Raw genomic sequence first — 1605 nt, forward strand, 5'->3', positions numbered from 1 at the left:
TAGTGGTACTCCAACAGTAGCAGGAACATTTAATTACTCAATTCCGTTAACAGGAGGTTGTGGATCAGTTAATGCTACAGGAAAAATTACAGTTAATCAAATTCCTAATACACCGACAACAAGTAATATTGTTCAACCGACATGTTCGGTAGCTACGGGAAGTGTGAAGTTAAATGGTTTGCCTTCTGGCAACTGGACCATAACTCCAGGGAATTATAAAGGAAATACTTCGGATTACACAATTACAGGTTTAAGTGCTGGTAAATATAAATTTACCGTTACAAATTCTGCAGGATGTTCTTCAAGTGAATCAGTAGAGGTTACTATAAATGTGCAACCAACAGCACCTGCAGCGCCGATTGCTTCCATAAGTGTTCAGCCTAAATGTGGTGCTATTACAGGTACAGTTATACTTACATCAGCTGGTACAGGTTTTGAATATAATATTGATGGCAGTAACAACTATCAAACTTCTACAACTTTTTCAAATTTAACTCCAGGTACACACAAATTTAGAACCCGTAGTACCACAGATGAAACATGTGTTTCTGAGGGAACTGATGTTACTTTAAACAATTATATCTGTGCAGAGGATGATACAATTTCAGATGTTAATGGGACATCAGGATCTTTAAATATAACAAATGTTCTTGTTAATAATGGTGTTAAAGATGATACTTTAAATGGTTCAAGCGTTCTAATCAGTCAAGTTAATTTAACAGTTACAACACCAGCGACTCCTATAAATGGTACTAATGTGCCTTTTATTAATACAGTTACAGGAAATGTTAGTGTTCCTGCAGGTACAGCAGCTGGAATATATAAAATTACATATCAAATTTGTGAGAAAGCAAATCCAACAAATTGTGATTCAGCAGTAGTTACTGTTAATGTTAAAACATCCATGATCGATGCTGTAGATGATACAGGTACTGAAAACATTAATGGTTTAACCGGAGGGACTGCTTTAACAAATGTTTTAGTTAATGATAAATTAAATAGTCAGCCAGCATTAACATCAACAGTTAATGTGACATTTGTATCTTCTACTAATGCAGGAGTTACCTTAGATGGAACTTCAGTAAAAGTGGCAGCAGGTACACCAGCAGGGAGGTACGTGTTAATTTATAGAATTTGCGAGAAAATCAATCCTAATTTTTGTGATGATGCTAGGGTTACTCTACAAGTAATCGCACCAAAAATTGATGCAGTCGACGATAAAGGAACAGATATTAACGGCGCAAATGGAGGAACTACTGTTGCAAATGTTTTAGTTAATGATACATTAAATGGTAATCCAGTAGTTGCAGCTGATGTTACAACAACATTTGTATCTGCTACTAATGCAGGAGTTACCTTAGATGGAACTTCAGTTAAAGTTGCGTCAGGAACACCAGCAGGAGATTATACATTAGTATACAAAATCTGTGAGGTAATAAACCCTACGAATTGTGATACGGCTAATGTTACTGTAAAAGTTACTGCACCAAAAATTGATGCAGTTGATGATAAAGGAACAGATATTAATGGAGCAAATGGAGGGACAACTGTTGCTAATGTTTTAGTTAATGATACATTAAACGGTAATCCAGCAGTTGCGGCAGA

At 35.8% G+C, this 1605-nt stretch carries 1 pseudogene; it reads left to right on the forward strand.

What is annotated here, in order from left to right:
* Window positions 1-1605 (forward strand): annotated as a pseudogene (locus tag H603_RS17560) (hypothetical protein); the annotation flags it as partial.

It is taken from the genome of Flavobacterium frigidarium DSM 17623 (assembly GCF_000425505.1).
GTDB lineage: Bacteria > Bacteroidota > Bacteroidia > Flavobacteriales > Flavobacteriaceae > Flavobacterium > Flavobacterium frigidarium.